Origin of the sequence: Paracoccus seriniphilus, from assembly GCF_028553745.1 — a bacterium.
In the GTDB taxonomy this organism is placed as follows: Bacteria; Pseudomonadota; Alphaproteobacteria; order Rhodobacterales; family Rhodobacteraceae; genus Paracoccus; species Paracoccus seriniphilus.
Genome location: NZ_CP067129.1, coordinates 629,709 through 651,645, shown reverse-complemented (window position 1 = coordinate 651,645; position 21,937 = coordinate 629,709). Strand labels below are relative to the sequence as shown.

The following is a 21,937-nucleotide window of genomic DNA, read 5'->3' as shown; positions in this document are numbered from 1 at the left end:
GTCAGAGCGGATCACTCGTCCGTGCTGCTGTCCGGCTTCGGAGCGAAGATATCCGCCGCCTCGTCACTGGCAGTTTCGGGTTCGGGCGCAGCCAGGGCTGCGGCCGCTTCCGCTTCGGCCCGACGCGCAACGATCACCTCGTTGTCGCGCTCGGTCGCGATGCGACGCACCCGTGCCGTGGCTCCGCCGGTCCCTGCCGGGATCAGACGACCGACGATGACGTTCTCTTTCAGGCCGACAAGCTTGTCGCGTTTGCCCTGAACCGAGGCCTCGGTCAGCACGCGCGTCGTCTCCTGGAAGGATGCGGCCGAGATGAAGCTGCGGGTCTGCAGCGATGCCTTGGTGATGCCCAGCAGCACCGGCTCGCCCGAGGCACGACGCCCCCCCTTGGCTTCGATCTTGGCGTTCTCGGCCTCGAACTCGTCGCGCTCGACATGCTCGCCCTTGAGCAGGGTCGTATCGCCGCTGTCGATGATCTCGATCTTCTGCAGCATCTGGCGAACGATCACCTCGATGTGCTTGTCGTTGATCTTCACACCTTGCAGTCGATAAACGTCCTGCACCTCGTCGATGAGGTAGTCGGCAAGGGCCTCGATCCCCAGGATCCGCAGGATATCATGCGGAGCCGGGTTGCCGTCCATGATGTAGTCGCCCTTCTGCACGAAGTCGCCTTCCTGCACCGGGATATGCTTGCCTTTCGGCAGCATGTATTCGACGGGTTCCCGCCCTTCCTCGGAAGGTTCGATCGAAACGCGGCGCTTGTTCTTGTAGTCCTTGCCAAAGCGCACATAGCCGTCGATTTCGGCGATGATGGCGTGATCCTTGGGACGACGTGCCTCGAACAGTTCCGCCACGCGGGGAAGACCCCCGGTGATGTCCTTGGTTTTGGCACCTTCACGCGGAATACGCGCAACAACGTCACCCGGACGGATTTCCTGCCCATCCTCGATCGACAGAATGGCATCCACCGACATCGGATAGCTGACCGGATTGCCCTGATCGTTGCGCACCGGCTCGCCGTTGACGTCCATGATGATGATCTCGGGCTTCAGATCATTGCCTTTCGGCGCGCTGCGCCAATCGGTCACGATCTTCTGCGTCATGCCGGTTGCATCATCGGTCTCGTCACGCACCGAAATGCCCGACACGAGATCAACGAACTTGGCCGTGCCACCCTTCTCGGCGATGATCGGCAGGGTATAGGGATCCCATTCGAACAGTTTGGCGCCACGGGCGACGCGATCGCCTTCCTTCACGAACAGCTTCGAGCCGTAGAACAGCTTGTGGCTGGCACGTTCCTGTCCCTGATCGTCCAGAACAAGAACCTGCATGTTGCGCGACATCACGACCAGCTCGCCATTGGCGTTTTCCAGCAGGCTTTCGTTGCGGAACTGGATCGTCCCCTCGTGCGAGGCCGGCTGGAAGGACTGTTGTCCACCCTGGGCAATGCCGCCGATGTGGAAGGTCCGCATCGTCAGCTGGGTGCCCGGCTCACCGATGGACTGCGCGGCAATGATGCCGACAGCTTCACCGATGTTGACCAGCGTACCGCGTGCAAGGTCACGGCCATAGCAAAGTGCGCAGATGCCGTCTTCGGATTCACAGGTCAGGGCCGAGCGAATGCGAACCGTCTGGATGCCAGCGGCTTCGATTTCATCTGCCTTGCGTTCGTCGACCAGCTCACCCTTGCGCAGGATGATCTCGTCGCCGCCCGGAACCAGAACATCCTCGGCCACGGTCCGGCCCAGAATGCGCTCGCTCAGAGGTGCGATGACCTCACCGTCATTGACGGCAGCCGAAGCTGTGATGGACTGCTCGGTTCCGCAATCATGTTCGCGGATGATGCAATCCTGCGCCACATCGACCAGACGCCGCGTCAGATAGCCCGAGTTCGCGGTCTTCAACGCCGTATCCGACAGACCCTTCCGGGCACCGTGGGTCGAGTTGAAGTACTCAAGAACGGTCAGACCTTCCTTGAAGTTCGAGATGATCGGCGTTTCGATGATCTCGCCGTTCGGCTTGGCCATCAGGCCACGCATGCCGCCCAGCTGTTTCATCTGGTTGGTCGAACCCCGAGCCCCCGAATGCGCCATCATGTACACGCTGTTCGGTTCCATTTCGGCACCGTTTTCGTCCGTCTTGACGGCCGAAATCGTGGACATCATGGCATCGGTGACGCGGTCGTTACATTTCGACCAGGCATCGACAACCTTGTTGTATTTCTCGCCCTGAGTGATCAGGCCGTCCAGATACTGCTGTTCGAACTCCTTGACCTGAGCCTGAACCTCTTCGACGATGCCCCATTTGTTGTCGGGCACCACCATGTCATCCTTGCCGAAGCTGATGCCGGCGCGGAAGGCTTCGCGGAAACCCAGGGACATGATCTGGTCACAGAAGATGACCGATTCCTTCTGGCCGCAATAGCGGTAGACGGTATCGATGACGGTCTGCACGTCTTTCTTGCGCAGCAGACGGTTGACCAGTTCAAACGGCGCCTTGGCGTTCAGCGGCAGCAACGCCCCCAGACGGACACGACCCGGCGTGGTTTCAAAGCGCTTGATGACTTCCTGGCCGTTTTCGTCGATCTGCTTGATCCGCGCGGTGATTTTCGAGTGCAGATGCACTTCGCCGGCGGCCAGGGCATGTTCGACCTCATCGACATTGGCAAAGGCCATGCCCTCTCCGGGCATCCCCTTGCGCTCCATCGAGGTATAATAGAGGCCAAGCACCATATCCTGCGACGGAACGATGATCGGCGCGCCGTTGGCGGGCGACAGAACGTTGTTCGTCGACATCATCAGGACGCGCGCTTCAAGCTGGGCTTCCAGCGACAGCGGGACGTGAACGGCCATCTGGTCGCCGTCAAAGTCGGCGTTGAAGGCCGAGCAGACCAGCGGGTGCAGCTGGATGGCCTTGCCTTCGATCAGGATCGGTTCGAAGGCCTGAATGCCCAGACGGTGCAGCGTGGGCGCACGGTTCAGCAGAACCGGATGCTCACGGATGACCTCGTCCAGGATATCCCAGACTTCGGGGCGTTCCTTTTCGACCAGTTTCTTGGCCTGTTTGACCGTCGAGGACAGCCCCTTCGCCTCAAGCCGCGAATAGATGAACGGCTTGAACAGCTCCAGCGCCATCTTCTTGGGCAGACCGCATTGATGCAGCTTCAGTTCGGGGCCGGTCACGATGACCGAACGACCCGAGAAGTCCACGCGTTTACCCAGAAGGTTCTGACGGAAGCGACCCTGTTTGCCTTTCAGCATGTCCGACAGCGACTTCAGCGGGCGACGGTTGTTGCCCGTGATGACGCGGCCACGACGACCGTTGTCAAACAGCGCATCGACCGATTCCTGCAGCATCCGCTTTTCGTTGCGCACGATGATATCGGGCGCACGCAGTTCGATCAGGCGCTTCAGACGGTTGTTCCGGTTGATAACGCGGCGATAGAGATCATTCAGATCCGAGGTCGCGAAACGGCCGCCATCCAGCGGAACCAGCGGACGCAGCTCCGGCGGAATGACCGGAATCACGGTCATGATCATCCATTCCGGACGGTTGCCCGATTCCAGGAAGCTCTCGACGATCTTCAGACGCTTGATGATCTTCTTGGGCTTCAGTTCACCGGTGGCCTCTTTCAGATCCTCGCGCAGCTGTTCAGCCGTTGCAGCCAGGTCGATATTGGCCAGCATCGCACGGATCGCCTCGGCCCCGATATCGGCGGTAAAGGCATCGGCACCGTAATTGTCCTGCGCGTCGAGATATTCCTCTTCGCCCAGCAACTGGCCATAGGCCAGATCGGTCAGACCCGGTTCGATCACCACATAGTTTTCGAAATACAGGATCCGTTCCAGATCGCGCAGCGTCATGTCCAGCATCAGGCCGATGCGCGAGGGCAGCGACTTGAGGAACCAGATATGGGCGACCGGCGCGGCCAGTTCGATATGGCCCATGCGCTCGCGGCGGACCTTTTGCAGCGTCACTTCGACGCCGCATTTCTCGCAGACCAGACCGCGATATTTCATGCGCTTGTATTTGCCGCAAAGGCATTCATAGTCCTTGATCGGACCAAAAATACGCGCGCAGAACAGACCATCGCGTTCGGGCTTGAAGGTCCGGTAGTTGATGGTTTCGGGTTTCTTCACCTCGCCAAAGGACCAGGCCAGAATTTCTTCGGGCGAGGCCAGCGAGATCTTGATCTCATCGAACTGACGCGGCTGAGCCAGCGGGTTCAGGGGGTTGGTGGCAAGTTCCTGGTTCATTTCCAAATCCTAATGAAGGGCACGGGGGCAAAGTGGGTGAGGGCCGATGCCCTCACTCCTCTTCCTCCGCATCCAGGAGTTCCATGTTGAGGCCCAGACCCCGGACCTCCTTGACCAGAACGTTGAACGATTCGGGCACACCGGCTTCGAAATTGTCATCGCCCTTGACGATCGATTCATAGACCTTGGTCCGGCCTGCGACGTCATCCGACTTGACGGTCAACATTTCCTGCAGGGTATAGGCGGCGCCATAGGCTTCCAGAGCCCAGACCTCCATCTCACCCAGACGCTGACCACCGAACTGTGCTTTACCACCCAGCGGCTGCTGCGTGACAAGGCTGTACGGACCGGTCGAACGGGCATGCATCTTGTCATCGACAAGGTGATGCAGCTTCAGGAAGTATTTCACGCCAACGGTGACAGGGCGGGCGAACTGCTCACCGGTCCGGCCGTCAAAGACGATCGACTGACCCGATTCATCAAAGCCCGCGCGGCGCAATGCGTCATTCACATCGGCCTCTTTGGCACCGTCGAAGACCGGCGTCGCGATCGGCACACCGTTACGCACGGTATCGGCATGTTCGATCAGCGTGGCGTCATCCATGTCGGCAAGAATGTCGTCATAGATCTTCTCGCCATAGCCGTTCTTCATGGCCTCGCGAACCGCATCGATGTCGGCATTGCGGCGATACTCTTCCAGCGCCTCGTCGATCTTGATGCCAAGACCGCGCGAAGCCCAACCCATATGGGTTTCGAGGATCTGTCCGACGTTCATCCGCGACGGAACGCCCAGAGGGTTCAGCACCAGGTCAACCGGCGTGCCATCGGCCAGGAAGGGCATGTCTTCCATCGGCACGACCTTCGAGATGACACCCTTGTTGCCGTGACGACCAGCCATCTTGTCACCAGCCTGCAGCTTGCGCTTCACGGCGACAAAGACCTTGACCATTTTCATGACACCCGGCGGCAGGTCGTCGCCCTGACGGACTTTCTCGACCTTGTCCTCGAAGCGGGCTTCCAGAGCCTTCTTCTGGGCGTCGTACTGATGGTTCAGCGCCTCGACTTCCTTGGCGATGTCTTCCTCGCCAACAGCCAGCTGCCACCATTGACCACGGCTCAGCGTTGCCAGCAGATCCTCGGTGATCTCGGTGTTCGCCTTGACGCCTTTCGGCCCCTTGACGGCAACCTTGCCCAGGATCAGCGACTTCAGACGCGCATAGATGTTGCGGTCCAGGATCGCCTGCTCATCGTCGCGGTCACGCGCCAGACGCTCGACCTCTTCACGCTCGATCTGCAGCGCGCGTTCGTCCTTGTCGACGCCGTGACGGTTGAAGACACGCACTTCGACAACGGTCCCATAGGCTCCGGGCGGCAGACGCAGAGAGGTGTCACGCACATCCGAGGCCTTTTCGCCAAAGATCGCGCGCAGCAGCTTTTCTTCCGGCGTCATCGGGCTTTCGCCCTTGGGCGTGATCTTGCCCACCAGAATATCCGCGGGTCCGACCTCGGCACCGATATAGACGATGCCGGCCTCATCAAGGTTGCGCAGCGCCTCTTCACCGACGTTGGGAATGTCGCGGGTGATTTCCTCGGGCCCAAGCTTGGTATCGCGGGCCGCCACTTCGTATTCGTCGATATGGATCGAGGTGAACACGTCGTCGCGGTGGATCCGCTCGCTGATCAGGATCGAGTCCTCGTAGTTGTAGCCGTTCCAGGGCATGAAGGCGACGACCACGTTGCGGCCGATGGCCAGTTCACCCCGATCGGTCGAAGGACCGTCGGCGATCACCTGGTTGGTCATCACCCGTTCACCGACCTTCACCAGCGGACGCTGGTTGATGGTCGAGGACTGGTTCGAACGTTTGAACTTGCGCAGGCGATAGATATCGACACCGGCATCGCCGGCTTCGAGATTCTCGGTCGCGCGCACAACGATCCGCTGAGCGTCAACCTGGTCGATGATGCCGCCACGGCGGGCCATGATCGCAGCGCCCGAGTCACGGGCCACGGTCGCTTCCATCCCGGTGCCCACGAATGGAGCCTCGGCACGCAGCAGCGGCACCGCCTGACGTTGCATGTTCGACCCCATCAGGGCGCGGTTGGCGTCGTCGTTTTCAAGGAATGGAATCAGCGCCGCAGCAACCGAGACCAGCTGTTTGGGCGACACGTCGATCAGATCGACAGCATCGACCGGATTCAACATGAAGTCACCCGACTGACGGGTCGAGATCAGCTCGTCGACGAAATTGCCGTCGTCGTCCAGCGTCGCGTTTGCCTGGGCAACCGTATGGCGCATCTCTTCGGTAGCCGACATGTAAACGACATCGTCGGTCACCTTGCCGTCGATCACCTTGCGATAGGGCGTTTCGATGAAGCCATACTTGTTGACACGGGCGAAGGTCGCCAGAGAGTTGATCAGACCGATGTTCTGACCTTCCGGCGTTTCGATCGGACACATCCGGCCATAGTGGGTCGGGTGAACGTCGCGCACCTCGAAGCCTGCACGTTCCCGCGTCAGACCGCCCGGCCCAAGCGCCGAGAGACGACGCTTGTGCGTGACCTCGGACAGCGGGTTGGTCTGGTCCATGAACTGCGACAGCTGCGACGAGCCAAAGAATTCACGCACCGCGGCCGCTGCCGGCTTGGCGTTGATCAGATCCTGCGGCATGACGGTGTCGATCTCGACGCCCGACATGCGCTCGCGGATCGCCCGTTCCATGCGCAGCAGACCGACGCGATACTGGTTTTCCATCAGTTCGCCGACCGAGCGGACCCGGCGGTTGCCCAGATGGTCGATATCGTCGATCTCGCCCTTGCCGTCGCGCAGTTCCACCAGACCGCGCACACAGGCCACGATATCTTCGTGACGCAGCGTCCGCTGGGTGTCCGGCGCGTCAAGGTCCAGACGCATGTTCATCTTGACCCGACCAACGGCCGAAAGGTCATAGCGTTCGCTGTCGAAGAACAGATTGTCGAACAGTGCCGAAGCCGCCTCGACGGTGGGCGGCTCGCCCGGACGCATGACGCGATAGATATCGGTCAGCGCCTGTTCGCGGTTCATGTTCTTGTCCGCAGCCATGGTGTTGCGGATATAGGGACCGACATTGACATGGTCGATGTCCAGAACCGGGATGTCGCCGATGCCATTGTCCAGCAGAACCTTCAGCAGACCGCCCGAAAGTTCGCCGTCCTTGTCGTATTCCGCCGTAATCTCGTCGCCGGCTTCGGCATAGATCAGGCCGGTTTCCTCGTTGATGATATCCTTGGCAACGAAACGTCCAATGATACGGTCAAAGGGAACGAACAGATTGACCTGCTCGCCGGTCTCAAGCAGTTGCTTGACCAGACGCGGAGTGACCTTGTCACCGGCCTTGGTGATGATCTCGCCGGTATCGGCATTGACCAGGTCATAGGACGGACGGGTGCCACGCACACGTTCGGGGAAGAACCGCGTCACCCAGCCCTGCTCACGCCCCTCTTTGCGCAGGGTATAGTCGACGGTCTCATAGAAGGCATCCATGATTGCCTCCTGATCCATGCCAAGCGCATAGAGCAGGGTCGTCACCGGCAGTTTCCGGCGGCGGTCGATGCGTGCAAAGACCAGGTCCTTGGCGTCGAATTCAAAGTCCAGCCAGCTGCCGCGATAGGGAATGATGCGGCAGGCAAACAACAGCTTGCCCGAGCTGTGGGTCTTGCCGCGGTCATGGTCAAAGAACACGCCGGGCGAACGGTGCATCTGGGAAACGACCACACGTTCGGTTCCGTTCACGATGAACGTCCCGTTCTGCGTCATCAGGGGCATGTCACCCATGAAGACGTCCTGTTCCTTGATGTCCTTGACCGATTTGGCACCGGTGTTTTCATCGACATCGAACACGATCAGACGCAGCGTCACCTTCAGCGGCGCCGCATAGGTCATGTCGCGCTGCTGACATTCCTCGACATCGTATTTGGGCTTTTCAAGTTCGTATTTCACGAACTCGAGCGTTGCGGTTTCGTTGAAATCCTTGATCGGGAATACCGACTGGAACACGCCTCGGATCCCGTCGCCGTCCCGGTGCTCTTCACCTTCGCCGGATTTCAGGAACAGGTCATAGGAAGATTTCTGAACCTCGATCAGGTTCGGCATCTCCAGAACTTCACGGATGTTGCCATAATAGCGCCGGATACGCTTTTGGCCGACATAAGCTTGCGCCATGGGGTCTTGTCACCTTTCGTCTTCGCGCGCGCGCCGGGTCGGGGCCCCCGGTACGCGGCCTACGAATGCAGGGGTGAGGTTCCATTCATGCCGCCCGTCCCACCGTGCGACTCCCGAACCTCGAACATGCCCTGAAGGAAGGTCTTAACGCCAAACCGTCCTTCAAGACAGGTTCGGCAGGGACCGGGAAATCCCGGACCCTGCCTCAATTCGATCAGTCCGAAGACCGATTACTTCAGCTCGACCTTGGCGCCAGCGGCTTCCAGTTTGGTCTTCATTTCTTCGGCTTCTTCTTTCGAAGCGCCTTCTTTGACTTTGCCGCCTGCTTCGACCAGGTCCTTGGCTTCTTTCAGGCCCAGACCGGTGATGCCGCGAACTTCCTTGATCACGTTGATCTTGCTTGCGCCGGCATCGACCAGAACGACGTCGAATTCGGTTTTTTCTTCAGCAGCTTCGCCAGCAGCAGCCGGGCCAGCCATCATGACCGCGCCACCGGCTGCGGGCTCGATGCCGTATTCGTCTTTCAGGATCGTTTTCAGTTCCTGGGCTTCCAGAAGGGTCAGGCCCACGATTTCTTCGGCGAGTTTTTTCAGATCAGCCATTTTTCCGTATCTTTCCAATTGGTGTTCCAACGTCGGGTCATCGACCACACGCAGGGAAGGGGTTGCTTATGCAGCCTCGCGCTCTTCCAGAGTGCTGAGGATGCTCGCGATGTTGCTTGCAGGCGCGCCAATGGCACCAGCGATGTTGCTTGCAGGCGCACCGATACAGGACACGATCTGAGCGATAAGCTCATCACGCGACGGCATCGAGGCGACGGCTTTCACACCGGCCGGATCCAGAGCCGAGTCACCCATTGCACCGCCCAGAATCACGAAACGTTCGTTGTCCTTGGCGTATTTGTCAGCGATCCGCGCCGCAGCGGTCGGATCCTCTGAATAGGTGATCACGGTCATGCCCGTCAGGTAATCTGCGATGCTTGCGCATGGCTTACCCTCAAGGGCGATCTTGGCGAGCTTGTTCTTGGCAACGCGAACCGAACCACCGACTTCACGCATGCGTGCACGGAGGTCCTGCATATGTGCAACCGTCATCCCTTCGTAATGGGCAACCACTACGACGCCAGAGCTTTCAAAGATCTGGCCGAGTTCCTCGACCACCTGTTCTTTTTGTGCTCTATCCACGGTTTCACTCCAAGTTGGGGGTTTCCCCCCGGCTCTCACTTTTCCCGTTCCCCGGAACCGGGGCGCGGGTCGGGTCCGCAGGGGACAAGATCGCCCGAAGGACGTGCCTTCGGAAAAATACTTGATCCCATCTCAGGAAGGACATTAAGCCTTTGCCCTGCGGCATCGGCACCCTCCGTCTCGGACAGGACGGGGCGGCTTGCACTGCCCCGTCATTCCCGGCTTGCGCCAGGAAATTCTCAGTTGGCCGACGCCGAAACGACGTCAACGGAAACGCCCGGGCCCATGGTCGAGCTGATCGAGACCTTTTTCATGTAGGTCCCTTTCGCGCCCGACGGCTTGGCCTTGTTAACGGCGTCCACGAATGCGCGCAGGTTCTCGACCAGCTTGGCTTCATCAAAGCTGACCTTGCCGATTCCGGCGTGAACCACGCCGGCTTTCTCGGCCTTGAACTGCACTTCACCACCCTTGGCGGCCTTGACGGCATTCGCGACATCCATCGTCACCGTGCCGACTTTGGGGTTCGGCATCAGGTTGCGCGGACCAAGGATCTTGCCCAGACGACCAACCAGCGGCATCATGTCCGGCGTTGCGATGCAACGATCGAACTCGATCTTGCCCGACTGGATGGTTTCCATCAGGTCTTCGGCGCCGATGATGTCCGCACCGGCTTCCTTGGCTTCATCAGCCTTGGGGCCACGGGCGAAAACGGCAACGCGAACGTCCTTGCCGGTACCGGCAGGCAGGGTCACGACGCCACGGACCATCTGGTCGGCGTGACGCGGGTCGACACCCAGGTTCAGCGCGATCTCGACGGTCTCGTCGAACTTGGCCGAAGCATTGTCCTTGACCAGCTTGACGGCGTCCTCGACGGTCAGGTTGTCCTTGCCTTCGAATGCAGCGCGGGCGGCGGCTTTTTTCTTGGAAAACTTTGCCATGACTTAGCCTTTCACCTCGATACCGATCGACCGGGCGGAGCCCAGAATGATCTTCATCGCCTGCTCGACGTCGTTGGCGCTGAGATCCTTCATCTTGGCTTCGGCGATCTCACGCACCTGCTTGACGGTCACGCTGCCAGCAACCTGACGGCCCGGCTTTTCCGAACCCTTGGCGCGGTTGCGCTTGCCGACCGGCTTCAGGCCGGCGGCTTTCTTCAGCAGGAAGGACGCCGGGGGCGTCTTCGTCTCGAAAGTGAACGACTTGTCGGCGTAATAGGTGATCACGACGGGAACAGGGGCGCCCTGTTCCATCTCCTGCGTCTTGGCGTTGAACGCCTTGCAGAATTCCATGATGTTGATGCCGCGCTGACCCAGTGCGGGACCAACGGGGGGGGACGGGTTCGCCTGCCCCGCCTTGATTTGCAGTTTCAACTGCCCGACGACTTTCTTGGCCATGTGGCCCTCTCCTTCATCATCAGATCCCGCATGGGGATCGACTTAGCGGTTCGGCCTGCCCCCGATGGGACCAGAACCTCCCGCGACCAATCACGCGGTCTTGGCAACCTGCGTGAATTCCAGTTCGACCGGCGTGGGCCGGCCAAAGATCGAAACGGTGACCTTGACGCGCGATGCGACCTCGTCGACCTCTTCGACCATGCCCGAGAAGCCCTCGAACGGGCCATCGGTCACATTCACCTTCTCGCCGACGTCGAAGCGGATCAGATTGCGCGGGGCAGCCTCTTCGCCATCGCCGGTGCGATTCAGGATCGTATTCACTTCCTCGTCACGCATGGGCATCGGCTTGCCCTGAGCGCCCAGGAACCCGGTGACCCGGTTGATCGAGTTCACCAGATGATAGGTCCGATCCGACATGTCCATGTGGACCAGAACATATCCCGGCATGAAACGACGTTCGGACGTCACCTTCTTGCCGCGACGGATCTCGATGACCTCTTCGGTCGGAACCAGAACCTCGTCGATCTCTTCTTCAAGGCCTTTTTCGGCAGCCGCCTGACGAATCGCCTCGGCGACCTTCTTCTCGAAGTTCGACAGGACGCTGACGGAATACCAACGCTTTGCCATGTCTCGATCGACCCCTGCTCGTCTTGAGGGAATCACGCAGCAATCGCGCCAAACCCCTGAATTCATTTGCGTCCGTCAAAATTGAAATCGGCGCGCATGCGGATTCGATGCACGCCGCTTACCGGACAGTCGAGCGCAAATAACGCCCCAAGGCCGGAATTGCAAGCCCTGATCAGCCGCTGATCATCTGCAGACCCTCGGTAATACCGAAGCGGATCACCAGATCGACAAGAAAGAAGAAGATGCTGGTCAGCGCCGCCATGATGAAGACCATGATGGTGGTGGTGATCACTTCGCGACGGGTCGGCCACGAAATCTTGGCACCTTCGGCGCGCACCTGGTTGATGAACTGGACGGGATTGGCCACGGGAGGCTCCTTCGCGAAATCAGGGGCTGATGTAACCCCCGAGGCCCAGCACTTCAAGTCCAAACCCCGTTCAAAGGACGGACCCTCTCGTCGATGCTCCGATGGAACATCTAAAATTCCACGTAGTTTTCGACCGCAGGAACCGTCGGCTTAAGGCTTGGGAAACAAAGGGGCAGCTATCCACTCCGCACCGATCAAAGGAAAGGATGCTTCCATGAAACCAGGTCGTTTCGCGCTGTCACTCTTGAGTGCTATTCCCTTAGTTCTGGCAGCCTGCGCCAATAAATCCGATGAGATCGCGGCCAGCTATGTCTCGCCGACCATCTACGAGGGCATGAGTTGCAGGCAACTGGCGGTCGAAGCCCAGAGCGTCGCGAACCGCGCTGCGCAGGCTGCCGCGGCGCAGGACAAGAAGGCCAACAACGATGCCGTGGCCACCGGGGTAGGCGTGGTGCTGTTCTGGCCCGCCCTGTTCTTCATCAAGGGCGATGGCGCGCAAGCTGCCGAGGTCGCGCGCCTGAAGGGTGAAATGCAGGCGATCGAAACCGCGAATACGGTCAAGAACTGCGGAATTCGTTTCTCGACCTGAGTCGGAAATCCGGCAGAACGCACCGGGCGCCCTGCGCCCGGGCATCTTTCGCAGAACATCGGGCGATGTCGGCTGCGGCATCAATTTCAGGATGCGGCCTGGCAGGGGCAGAGGGACTCGAACCCACGACCCTCGGTTTTGGAGACCGATGCTCTACCAACTGAGCTATACCCCTAAGGCCGAGCGTCCGTTTAAGGCAGCGGCGGCGATAGCGCAAGGGGGTTTGCGTCGCTGTGGCGAAGAACCCGCCCCACCCTGCCCTACAGGCAGACAGCACAGAGGTGATCAGCGGATCAACCGGCAAGATCGGCAGCCAGGAAGCCGCCCGATTGCCGGGTCCACAGCCGCGCATACAGGCCATCACGCGCCAGCAGTTCGGCGTGGCTGCCCTGTTCGACAATGCGGCCCCTGTCCATCACCACAAGGCGATCCATTGCGGCAATCGTCGACAGCCTGTGCGCGATGGCGATGACAGTCTTGCCCTGCATCAATACGTCCAGACGGGACTGGATCGCAGCCTCGACCTCGCTGTCCAATGCGCTGGTGGCCTCGTCGAGAATCAGGATCGGCGCATCCTTCAGCGCCACCCGCGCAATGGCGATTCTCTGACGCTGCCCACCTGACAGCTTGACGCCGCGCTCTCCGACATGGGCATCCAGTCCGGAATTGCCATAGCTGTCGGACAGATCCGGCACGAAGCCATCCGCCTCGGCCAGTTCCAGTGCCTTCGCGATCTGCTGCTCGCTGGCATCGGGACGCCCATAGGCGATATTGTCCCGGACCGAGCGATGCAGCAGCGAGCTGTCCTGTGTGACAACGCCGATTGCAGCGCGCAGGCTGTCCTGTGTGACCGAGGCGATATCCTGACCGTCGATGCTGATACTGCCCTGTTCGATATCGTGAAAGCGCAACAGCAGATTGACCAGGGTCGATTTGCCCGCACCCGAACGCCCCACCAGCCCGACGCGCTCGCCGGGCGCGATATGCAGCGTCAGGTCATCCAGCACCGCCAGGGGGCGGGCACCCTCGACCCCGCCATAGCGGAAGGTCACATTGTCAAAGCGCACCTCGCCGGGCCCCGGCAACAGGGGACGTGCCTGCGGTCCATCCAGAACCTGCCTTGGCAGCGCAAGGCTGGCGATGCCGTCGCGAACCGTGCCGATATTCTCGAAAAGCGCCGCGAATTCCCACATGATCCAATGCGCCATATTGTTCAGGCGCATGGCCAGCGGCACCGCGACGACAACCGCCCCGACAGCCACCTGATCCTCGGTCCACAACCACAGGCCCAGCCCCGCGACCGAAGCCACCAGCATCACATTCATCACGTTCAGGGCGACATCCTGGATACTGCTGAGTCGCATCTGCTGGTGGACGGTATGCAGGAAACCGTCCATCCCCTCGCGCATCCACGCCTCTTCCCGCGCGGAATGCGAGAACAGCTTGACCGTGGCGATATTCGTATAGCTGTCGACCACGCGACCGGTCATCGCCGAACGGGCATCGGCCTGCGCCTGCGCCACCCGCCCCAGACGAGGCACGACCTGCCACAGCATGATTCCATAGGCCACGGCCCATGCCAGGAAGGGCAGAGCAAGCCGCCAGTCCTGGCTGGCGGCCAGCGCCATCGCGCCAAGAAAATAGATCAGGACATAGCTGCCCACATCCATGATCTTCATCGAGACTTCGCGCACCGCCAAGGCGGTCTGCATCAGCCGCTGCGCGATACGTCCGGCGAACTCGTCCTGGAAATAGCCGATGGACTGATGCAGCAGATAGCGATGCGCCTGCCAGCGAATACGCTGGGGGAAATTGCCCATCAGAGACTGATGCAGGATCAGCGACGCGATCAGGTTCAGCACCGGCAGGATCAGGACCAGCATGACCGCCATGAAGGCCAGACGCCCGCCTTCCTCGCTCCAGAACTGATCACGCGGCGTATCGCCCAGCCGGTCGATCAGATCGCCAAGCCAGCCGAACAGCATCACCTCGATGATCGCGATCAGCCCCGAGAATACCGCCAGCAGCATCAGCCAGAGCAGCGCGCCCCGCGAATAATGCAGGATGAAACGCCACAGCGATCGCGGCGGCATCGACGGATCATCCGCCGGATAGGGATCAATGCGACGCTCGAACCACGCGAACATAGTGACACCCGCAAGCTGTTTGACCACAGAACAGAGCGCCTCTGCTGACCTGCGACGCATTCCGAGTCAAGACGCGGGAGCCGCACCTTCCCCAACCGGGACGCCTGAAAACCCGCCAGGATGCCCCGTTGACGTTGCTGCGCTATTTGTAACGGCCGGCGCGCTGCAAGACCTCGATCTGATAGCCGTCGGGATCCGCGATGAAGAAAAAGCGCCCGATGACCTCGCCTCCCGGGGCGAAATCGACCAGCTTGCGTGGCGCGAAACCCTCGGCTTCCAGCCGCGCATGGGTTGCATCGACATCCTCGACCGAGAACGCCACATGGCCATAGCCGTCGCCCAGATCATAGGGTTCCGTGCGACCCTTGTTCACCGTCAATTCCAGCTCGGTGTCGCTTTCCTCATTGGCCAGATAGATCAGCGTGAAGGCATCGAAATCCAGCCGCTCGGCGACCTTCAGGCCAAAGCAGCGCTCATAGAAATCGACCGAACGCCGTTCGTCCAGCACGCGAATCATCGAGTGAATGTATTTGGCCATGATTTGACTCCTGATGTCGAAAGACGGTTTCTGCGGGGCAATGAAACGGAAAAGGGGCCGTCCCGAAGGACAGCCCCATAAATCGCGATATCCCGAGGGATCACTCGATGATTTTGGAGACGACGCCTGCGCCGACGGTGCGTCCGCCTTCGCGGATTGCGAAGCGCAGTTTTTCTTCCATGGCGATCGGCGCGATCAGTTCGACTTCGAACTTCAGGTTGTCGCCCGGCATCACCATCTCGGTGCCCTCGGGCAGGTTGACCGTGCCGGTGACATCCGTGGTGCGGAAGTAGAACTGCGGACGATAGTTCGCGAAGAACGGCGTGTGACGGCCACCTTCATCCTTGGTCAGGATATAGGCTTCGGCTTCGAACTTGGTGTGCGGGGTCACCGAGCCCGGCTTGGCCAGAACCTGACCACGCTCGACGCCGTCACGGTCGATGCCGCGCAGCAGGGCGCCGATGTTGTCGCCAGCCTCACCGCGATCCAGCAGCTTGCGGAACATCTCAACGCCGGTGCAGGTGGTTTTCTTGGTGTCGCGGATACCCACGATTTCCAGTTCGTCGCCCACGTTCACAGCGCCACGCTCGACACGGCCGGTCACAACCGTACCACGACCCGAGATCGAGAACACGTCTTCGATCGGCATCAGGAACGGCTGGTCGACAGCGCGCTCGGGGGTCGGGATGTAGCTGTCAACGGCTTCCAGCAGCGCGCGGATCGACTTCTCGCCGATTTCCTCGTCGCGACCTTCCAGAGCGGCCAGAGCCGAGCCCTTGATGATCGGAATGTCGTCGCCCGGATAGTCGTAGCTGGACAGCAGCTCGCGCACTTCCATCTCGACCAGTTCCAGCAGCTCTTCGTCATCAACCTGGTCGACCTTGTTCAGGTAGACGACCATGTAGGGGATGCCCACCTGACGGCCCAGCAGGATGTGCTCGCGCGTTTGCGGCATCGGGCCGTCAGCTGCGTTCACAACCAGGATCGCGCCGTCCATCTGCGCCGCACCGGTGATCATGTTCTTCACATAGTCAGCGTGGCCGGGGCAGTCGACATGCGCATAGTGGCGCGTCTCGGTTTCATATTCGACATGGGCCGTCGAGATCGTGATACCGCGGGCCTTCTCTTCCGGCGCGCCGTCGATCTGGTCATAGGCCTTGAAATCGCCGAAATACTTCGTGATCGCGGCCGTCAGTGTCGTCTTGCCGTGGTCAACGTGACCAATCGTGCCGATGTTGACGTGCGGTTTGTTCCGTTCAAACTTTGCCTTTGCCATCTAGGCCTCCTGATCGCGGGGCGTGGCGTGAAGATGGCCCCGAATTAACGTGCGCCGCGATGTATAAGCCGCCAGAGGAAAAATCAAGGGCAGGACAAGGGCACAACACTCATTTTCACCCTCCTGTGGCGCAAACAGCCGAAAGGTCGGCGGGAACCATATCCGCCGCAGGATCATTGTTCCTTGAAGCAGGTCGCATCTGGCGGCCTCGGCAGCAGGGGGACTTGACAATGAGCCTGATGAAATCGCTGGCCCGCGTGGCCGCAGGTGTAATGGTCGCCAAGGGAATCGGCGCTGTGATGAAGCGCCGCCAGCAAGGCAGCCAAAGCGCTTCGCCCGACAATCAACAGGGCGGAGGCGGTTTGCTTGACAGCCTGTTCGGCAGCAATACGGATGGCCGGACCGGCAGCCTTTCGGATACATTGGGTCAGGTTCTGGGCAGCGGGAAGACGGGCGCCGGCACGGGTTCACCCTATGGCGGTGCGCAATCTGCTGGCGCCCAGGGTGGCTTGGGCGGCTTGCTTGACGGGCTGACGAATCGGGCCCGCAGCGGTGAATCCTCCGGCGGCGGCCTCAGCGACATTCTTGGACAGCTTACCGGTGGCGCGCGACAGCCGGGCAGCGGCAGCAGCGGCGGACTGGGTGACATGCTGGGCGGACTGCTCGGGGGGGCGGCAGGTGGTGCCGCAGCGGGCGGACTGGCGCGCAAGGGCGCGCAGGAAAGCAATGACGCAAGCTTTGGCGAGCTGTTCAACGACGCCATTGCCCGCAATGACGAACCCGCCGTCGCGCCAACAGCCGAACAGAACGCCGTGGCGGGCCTGATGCTGAAAGCGATGATCCAGGCTGCCAAATCCGATGGCAAGATCGACGAGGCCGAAAAGCAGCGCCTGCTGGAACATCTGGGTGACGAACTGGATGACGAAGAGCGGCAGTTCGTGCGCGAGCAGATGGCCCAACCTGTCGATGCCGCCGGATTGGCCCGCGAGGTGCCCAAGGGGCTGGAGGCTCAGGTCTACCTGATGTCGCTGCTGGCGATCGATTTCGACAATGCCCAAGAAGCGCAATATCTGCACAGCCTTGCACAGGCGATGGGGCTGGCACCCGAGATCATCAACGACATTCACGATCAGGTCGGCGTGACGCAACTCTACAAATAGGGTGTGCCTGTCGGACCGACATTGCGGAGCGGATCATTGCGCCGCTCTGCAGCCCGTCGGTTTTTGCCTTTGTCATGAAGGTCATCGCATAGAAAACGCGTGATTCATGCAGCCCCAGATTGATTGCAGCGCCGGGCTCTGCCAATGTTGAAACGAAGCAAATTCTTCGCCAACTCAATTCAGGAGCCAGCCATGCACTTGTTCAAGTCAGTCGCCCTTGCAGCCCTTGTTGCTGTGCCGGTCGTTGCCGCGGCCCAATCCAGCAAGGATGTCCTAGAAGCCCGTCACGGATACATGCGGATGCTGGCGCTGAACATGGGTCAACTGGCCGGCATGGCCAAGGGCGAGATCGAATATGACGAGGCTGCGGCCGCGACTGCGGGGGCCAATATCGAGGCGCTGGCGCAATATTCGGCGGCCGGCCTTTTCGTGCCCGGCACGGCCAATGGTGAGGTCGAGGGTTCTGATGCCCTGCCCGCCATCTGGGAAAAACCCGGCCAGTTCGCGCAAGAGTTCAAGGCATTCGCGGATGCCGCCGCCGGCGCGGGCGAGGCCGTCAAGGGCGGCCAGGGAAATATCGGAGCGGTCCTGCAGAAACTGGGCGGCACCTGCAAGGACTGCCATGACGATTTTCGCAAACCCGAATGAGCCAGCCTGACCACAGCCAACGCGTTCGTGTCTGGGACCCGGCGCTGAGGATATTTCACTGGCTGCTTGCCATTCTGGTCATCTCGAACTGGCTTCTGGGCCAGTTCGGGCCGAATGTCATGACCCTGCACTTCTGGCTCGGCTATGCCATTGCAGGATTGCTGGTCTTCAGGATCATCTGGGGATTTGTCGGCCCCGAAGCGGCACGTTTCACCAGCTTTCTACGCGGCCCCAGGGCCATCTGGGACTATATTCGCCATATGGGACGCCGCGAACCCAGCAACTGGCCCGGCCATAACCCGCTGGGTGCGCTGTCGGTCGTGGCAATGATCGCGGTTCTGGCTCTGCAGGTGGGCACCGGCCTGGTGTCGGACCCAGAGGATTTCATCAATGTCGGGCCCTTCGCCGCTGACGTCGGGGCCACCGTGTCGCGCAAGGCCGTCGGATGGCATCACCTGGGCGGCACGGTCATCCTGCTGCTGGTGCTGCTGCATGTCGCCACGATCCTGTTCTACCGGTTCTGGAAGAACGAGGATCTGGTCCGTCCCATGCTGACCGGCTGGAAATGGGTGCGGCGCCGCTAGGGGCGCCGCATCTGGATCCGGACCGTTGCTGCGCGATCAATCGCGCAGCCATTTTCCTGACATCTACCTACGGAAAGCGATTGTTGCGCGGGAAGCCACGCGGCGCCATGCGCCCGGCCGTGGCGCGTTTGCCCAGCCATTCGCTCAGGTCGCTTTCGGTGCGCGTCTTGCCGCCGGTCATCGGCCAGCTCAGCCCGTCCGTCAGGGTCAACGTGATGGCGTCTGACAGGCCGCCATCCTTGAACTTCAGCAGCCGCACCCCCTTGCCGCGCGACATTTCCGGCAGTTCGGACAGCGGGAAGACCAGCATCTTGCGGTTTTCCCCGACCACGGCGACATGATCGCCCGAGACCGGCTTGCACAGCAACGCCTCGCCGTTCAGCACCTGTTTCCCGGTCTTGGTCTGGGCCAGAATGTCCCCCGCCTGAACCACGAAACCGTCCCCCGCCCTGGAGGCGACCAGATATTTCTCATCAGCGCGCCAGGGGAAGATCGAGATCACCTCGGCCTCATTGGGAAGATCAACCATCAGTCGCAGCGGTTCGCCCATGCCGCGCCCGCCGGGCAGGTTGTTGGCAGGCACGGTATAAAAGCGCCCATTGCTGGCAAAGACCATCAGCTTGTCGGTGGTCTCGGCATGCAGCGCGAATCCCGGACCGTCGCCATCCTTGAACTTCAGTTCGGCATCCAGCGGCTGATGGCCCTTCAAGGCACGAATCCAGCCCATCTTGGACAGGATGACCGTCAGTGGCTCGCGCTCGATCATGGCCTCCATGCTGACCGCCTCGACTACCGGCGCATCGGTGATGACCGTGCGGCGCCGGCCTTCGGGCGTGGATTTGCCGAAGAGGTTGCGCACCTCTTTCAGCTGCTGGGAAATGCGCAGCCATTGCAGCCCCTCGTCAGCCAGCATGTCCTGCAGGGCCTGCCGTTCCTCGGTCAGATTGTCACGTTCCGCGCGCAGCTCGATCTCTTCCAGTTTGCGCAGGGCCCGCAAGCGCATGTTCAGGATGGCCTCGACCTGAACATCGGACAGCCCGAATTCAGCCATCATCACGGCCTTGGGGTTGTCTTCATTGCGGATGATCTCGATCACCCTGTCGATATTGAGATAGGCGACCAGATAGCCTTCCAGCACCTCCAGCCGGGCGGCAATCTTCTCCAGCCGGAAATTGGCGCGGCGGACCAGAACCTCGCGGCGATGGTCAAGGAAGGCGTGCAACACTTCCTTGAGGCTGCAAACCCTGGGTACCCGGCCGTCGATCAGAACGTTCATGTTCAGATTGAAGCGGATTTCCAGATCGCTGACCTTGTACAGCGCCGCCATCAGCTGGTCGGGATCGACGCTGCGGCTCTTGGGTTCCAGCACGATGCGGATGTCCTCGGCCGATTCGTCGCGCACATCGGCCAGAATCGGGATCTTCTTGGTCTGGATCAGTTCGGCCAGCCGTTCGATCAGCTTGGATTTCTGAACCTGATAGGGGATTTCGGTCACGACAATCTGCCATTGCCCACGACCCAGATCTTCCTGTTCCCATTTCGCGCGGATACGGAAGGCCCCGCGCCCCGTGCGATAGGTCTCGGCAATCGATTCCCGGCTTTCGACGATGACACCGCCGGTCGGCAGGTCCGGCCCCTGGATGATATTGGCCAGGGTATCGTCGCGCGCATCCGGCGTCTTGATCAGATGCAGACAGGCATCGATCACCTCATGCAGGTTGTGGGGCGGGATATTCGTCGCCATCCCCACCGCGATCCCCGAAGCCCCATTGGCCAGCAGGTTCGGGAAAGCCGAGGGCAGCACGACAGGTTCGGTCAGCGTGCCATCGTAATTGGGCCGGAAATCCACCGCATTCTCGGCCAGCCCCTCCATGAGGGCCTCCGATGCCTGTGCAAGACGCGCCTCGGTATAGCGGGCGGCTGCGGGGTTGTCGCCATCGACATTTCCGAAATTGCCCTGCCCGTCCACCAGCGGATAGCGCATGGCAAAATCCTGGGCCAGACGCGCCATGGCATCATATATCGCGGCATCGCCATGGGGATGATAGTTCCCCATCACGTCGCCGGTGATCTTGGCCGATTTCCGGAATGCGCCATTCGGAGCAAGCCGCAGTTCCCGCATGGCATACAGGATGCGACGATGCACGGGCTTCAGCCCGTCACGTGCATCCGGCAGCGCCCGGTTCATGATCGTGGACAGCGCATAGGTCAGATACCGCTCGCCAATGGCGCGGCTGAGCGATTCGGCCTGGGTATTCTCTTCGGGGTCGATGGGCAGATCTTCTGACATGCTGCACTGGATATGATGGGATCGACGCCCGGTCCAGCAGGAAAATCAGATCATCGGAACCGCAACGGCCCAAGCGGCGTTGAGATCGTGAAGCTATCGCTACTTGTGAAACAGCTATCCGGGAATGATGACCGCGCGATGACAAGATTGTTGATCCTCATGGCAGTCACGCTGACGGCGCTCTATCTGGTGCTGGGCACCTATGGGGCTGTTGACCGACGCGCCGCCAGACAGGTTGCCGCCCCATCCGACACAACCCCTCAGGCCGAAACGACCGCCAAGATCACCAGCCCCGCGGCCGCGCCGGAAACAACCGAAGCCACGCCCCCGCCCGAGGACATCGAACCTTCCGGGCAGGCCGAAGAACAGCCGCTGGACTCGCCGGATCCGGCGCTGAGGCGCGCGCCCGATCATACCGAACAGGCCTCGCCGACAGAGGCCGATGCGGCGATCGTTCCCGAACCTGACGCTTCGGACAAGATTCTGTATGTCACCGGCAACCGCGTGAATTTCCGCGCCGGACCTTCGACGAACAACCGGGTGATCGGCGCTTTGCAGCGCGGGGATCCCGTTGAAGCTCTGGGCCCGACCGATGCCCCATGGATCAATATTCGTGACGCCGAGGGACGCATCGGCTATATGTCGGCGCAGTTTCTCAGCAACATCCCGCCCAACTGAC

17 protein-coding genes and 1 tRNA gene are annotated in these 21,937 nt (G+C 60.8%); 5 read left to right on the top strand and 13 right to left on the bottom strand.

Annotation, left to right across the window (positions count from 1 at the left end):
- Nucleotides 1-11: 11 nt before the first annotated feature.
- From rpoC to secE, 8 genes are all read right to left on the bottom strand, one after another.
- A complete protein-coding gene (gene rpoC / locus JHW44_RS03150; protein WP_089345730.1) occupies nt 12-4,256 on the bottom strand; it encodes a DNA-directed RNA polymerase subunit beta' in 4,245 nt (1,414 codons plus the stop codon).
- A 52-nt stretch (nt 4,257-4,308) separates the two neighbouring features.
- Nucleotides 4,309-8,454: a DNA-directed RNA polymerase subunit beta gene (gene rpoB, locus JHW44_RS03145; protein WP_089345731.1), complete on the bottom strand. Its 4,146-nt coding sequence runs from the start codon at nt 8,452-8,454 to the stop codon at nt 4,309-4,311.
- 230 nt (nt 8,455-8,684) lie between these two features.
- Entirely contained in the window at nt 8,685-9,056 is a 372-nt protein-coding gene (rplL, locus tag JHW44_RS03140; protein WP_089345732.1) for a 50S ribosomal protein L7/L12, read from the bottom strand.
- 66 nt (nt 9,057-9,122) lie between these two features.
- Nucleotides 9,123-9,638, bottom strand: a complete 516-nt coding sequence (gene rplJ / locus JHW44_RS03135) for a 50S ribosomal protein L10 (RefSeq protein ID WP_089345733.1) — start codon at nt 9,636-9,638, stop codon at nt 9,123-9,125.
- 239 nt (nt 9,639-9,877) lie between these two features.
- Nucleotides 9,878-10,576: a 50S ribosomal protein L1 gene (gene rplA, locus JHW44_RS03130; RefSeq protein WP_089345734.1), complete on the bottom strand. Its 699-nt coding sequence runs from the start codon at nt 10,574-10,576 to the stop codon at nt 9,878-9,880.
- Between the two features lie 3 nt (nt 10,577-10,579).
- Nucleotides 10,580-11,032, bottom strand: coding sequence for a 50S ribosomal protein L11 (gene rplK, locus JHW44_RS03125; protein WP_089345735.1), 453 nt, complete (start codon nt 11,030-11,032; stop codon nt 10,580-10,582).
- Nucleotides 11,033-11,122: 90 nt separating this feature from the next.
- The gene (gene nusG / locus JHW44_RS03120; RefSeq protein ID WP_089345736.1) at nt 11,123-11,659 is read right to left on the bottom strand and encodes a transcription termination/antitermination protein NusG; all 537 of its coding nucleotides are present in this window, start codon (nt 11,657-11,659) and stop codon (nt 11,123-11,125) included.
- A gap of 172 nt (nt 11,660-11,831) precedes the next feature.
- Entirely contained in the window at nt 11,832-12,026 is a 195-nt protein-coding gene (gene secE / locus JHW44_RS03115) for a preprotein translocase subunit SecE (RefSeq protein WP_089345737.1), read from the bottom strand.
- 214 nt (nt 12,027-12,240) lie between these two features.
- Here secE and JHW44_RS03110 point away from each other — a divergent pair, with 214 nt between their 5' ends.
- The gene (locus JHW44_RS03110; RefSeq protein WP_089345738.1) at nt 12,241-12,615 is read left to right on the top strand and encodes a hypothetical protein; all 375 of its coding nucleotides are present in this window, start codon (nt 12,241-12,243) and stop codon (nt 12,613-12,615) included.
- Between the two features lie 99 nt (nt 12,616-12,714).
- On the opposite strand, the gene JHW44_RS03105 is transcribed toward JHW44_RS03110, so the two are convergent.
- The 4 genes from JHW44_RS03105 to tuf form a co-directional block, all read right to left on the bottom strand.
- Nucleotides 12,715-12,790: transfer RNA gene (locus JHW44_RS03105), tRNA-Trp, on the bottom strand.
- 118 nt (nt 12,791-12,908) lie between these two features.
- Complete coding sequence (locus tag JHW44_RS03100; protein WP_089345739.1) at nt 12,909-14,762, bottom strand: ABC transporter ATP-binding protein; 1,854 nt, start codon at nt 14,760-14,762, stop codon at nt 12,909-12,911.
- A gap of 142 nt (nt 14,763-14,904) precedes the next feature.
- Nucleotides 14,905-15,300, bottom strand: a complete 396-nt coding sequence (locus tag JHW44_RS03095) for a VOC family protein (protein ID WP_089345740.1) — start codon at nt 15,298-15,300, stop codon at nt 14,905-14,907.
- A 100-nt stretch (nt 15,301-15,400) separates the two neighbouring features.
- Nucleotides 15,401-16,576 carry an elongation factor Tu gene (gene tuf, locus JHW44_RS03090; RefSeq protein ID WP_089345724.1) on the bottom strand — a complete coding sequence of 392 codons (1,176 nt, stop codon included), beginning with the start codon at nt 16,574-16,576 and terminating at the stop codon, nt 15,401-15,403.
- 230 nt (nt 16,577-16,806) lie between these two features.
- Between tuf and JHW44_RS03085 the strand changes: the two genes are divergently transcribed.
- The 3 genes from JHW44_RS03085 (at nt 16,807) to JHW44_RS03075 (ending at nt 18,968) form a co-directional block, all read left to right on the top strand.
- Nucleotides 16,807-17,736 (top strand): tellurite resistance TerB family protein, encoded by a 930-nt coding sequence (locus JHW44_RS03085; RefSeq protein WP_089345741.1) that lies wholly within the window; start codon nt 16,807-16,809, stop codon nt 17,734-17,736.
- Nucleotides 17,737-17,928: 192 nt separating this feature from the next.
- On the top strand, nt 17,929-18,384 hold the full coding sequence (locus tag JHW44_RS03080; RefSeq protein WP_089345742.1) for a c-type cytochrome: 456 nt from the start codon (nt 17,929-17,931) through the stop codon (nt 18,382-18,384).
- Nucleotides 18,381-18,968: a cytochrome b/b6 domain-containing protein gene (locus JHW44_RS03075; protein WP_089345743.1), complete on the top strand. Its 588-nt coding sequence runs from the start codon at nt 18,381-18,383 to the stop codon at nt 18,966-18,968. Before JHW44_RS03080 ends, JHW44_RS03075 begins: the two co-directional genes overlap by 4 nt.
- Before the next feature lie 67 nt (nt 18,969-19,035).
- On the opposite strand, the gene parC is transcribed toward JHW44_RS03075, so the two are convergent.
- The gene (gene parC / locus JHW44_RS03070) at nt 19,036-21,258 is read right to left on the bottom strand and encodes a DNA topoisomerase IV subunit A (RefSeq protein ID WP_089345744.1); all 2,223 of its coding nucleotides are present in this window, start codon (nt 21,256-21,258) and stop codon (nt 19,036-19,038) included.
- A gap of 138 nt (nt 21,259-21,396) precedes the next feature.
- Here parC and JHW44_RS03065 point away from each other — a divergent pair, with 138 nt between their 5' ends.
- Nucleotides 21,397-21,936, top strand: a complete 540-nt coding sequence (locus JHW44_RS03065) for an SH3 domain-containing protein (protein WP_143811490.1) — start codon at nt 21,397-21,399, stop codon at nt 21,934-21,936.
- The last annotated feature ends 1 nt before the right edge of the window (nt 21,937 follow it).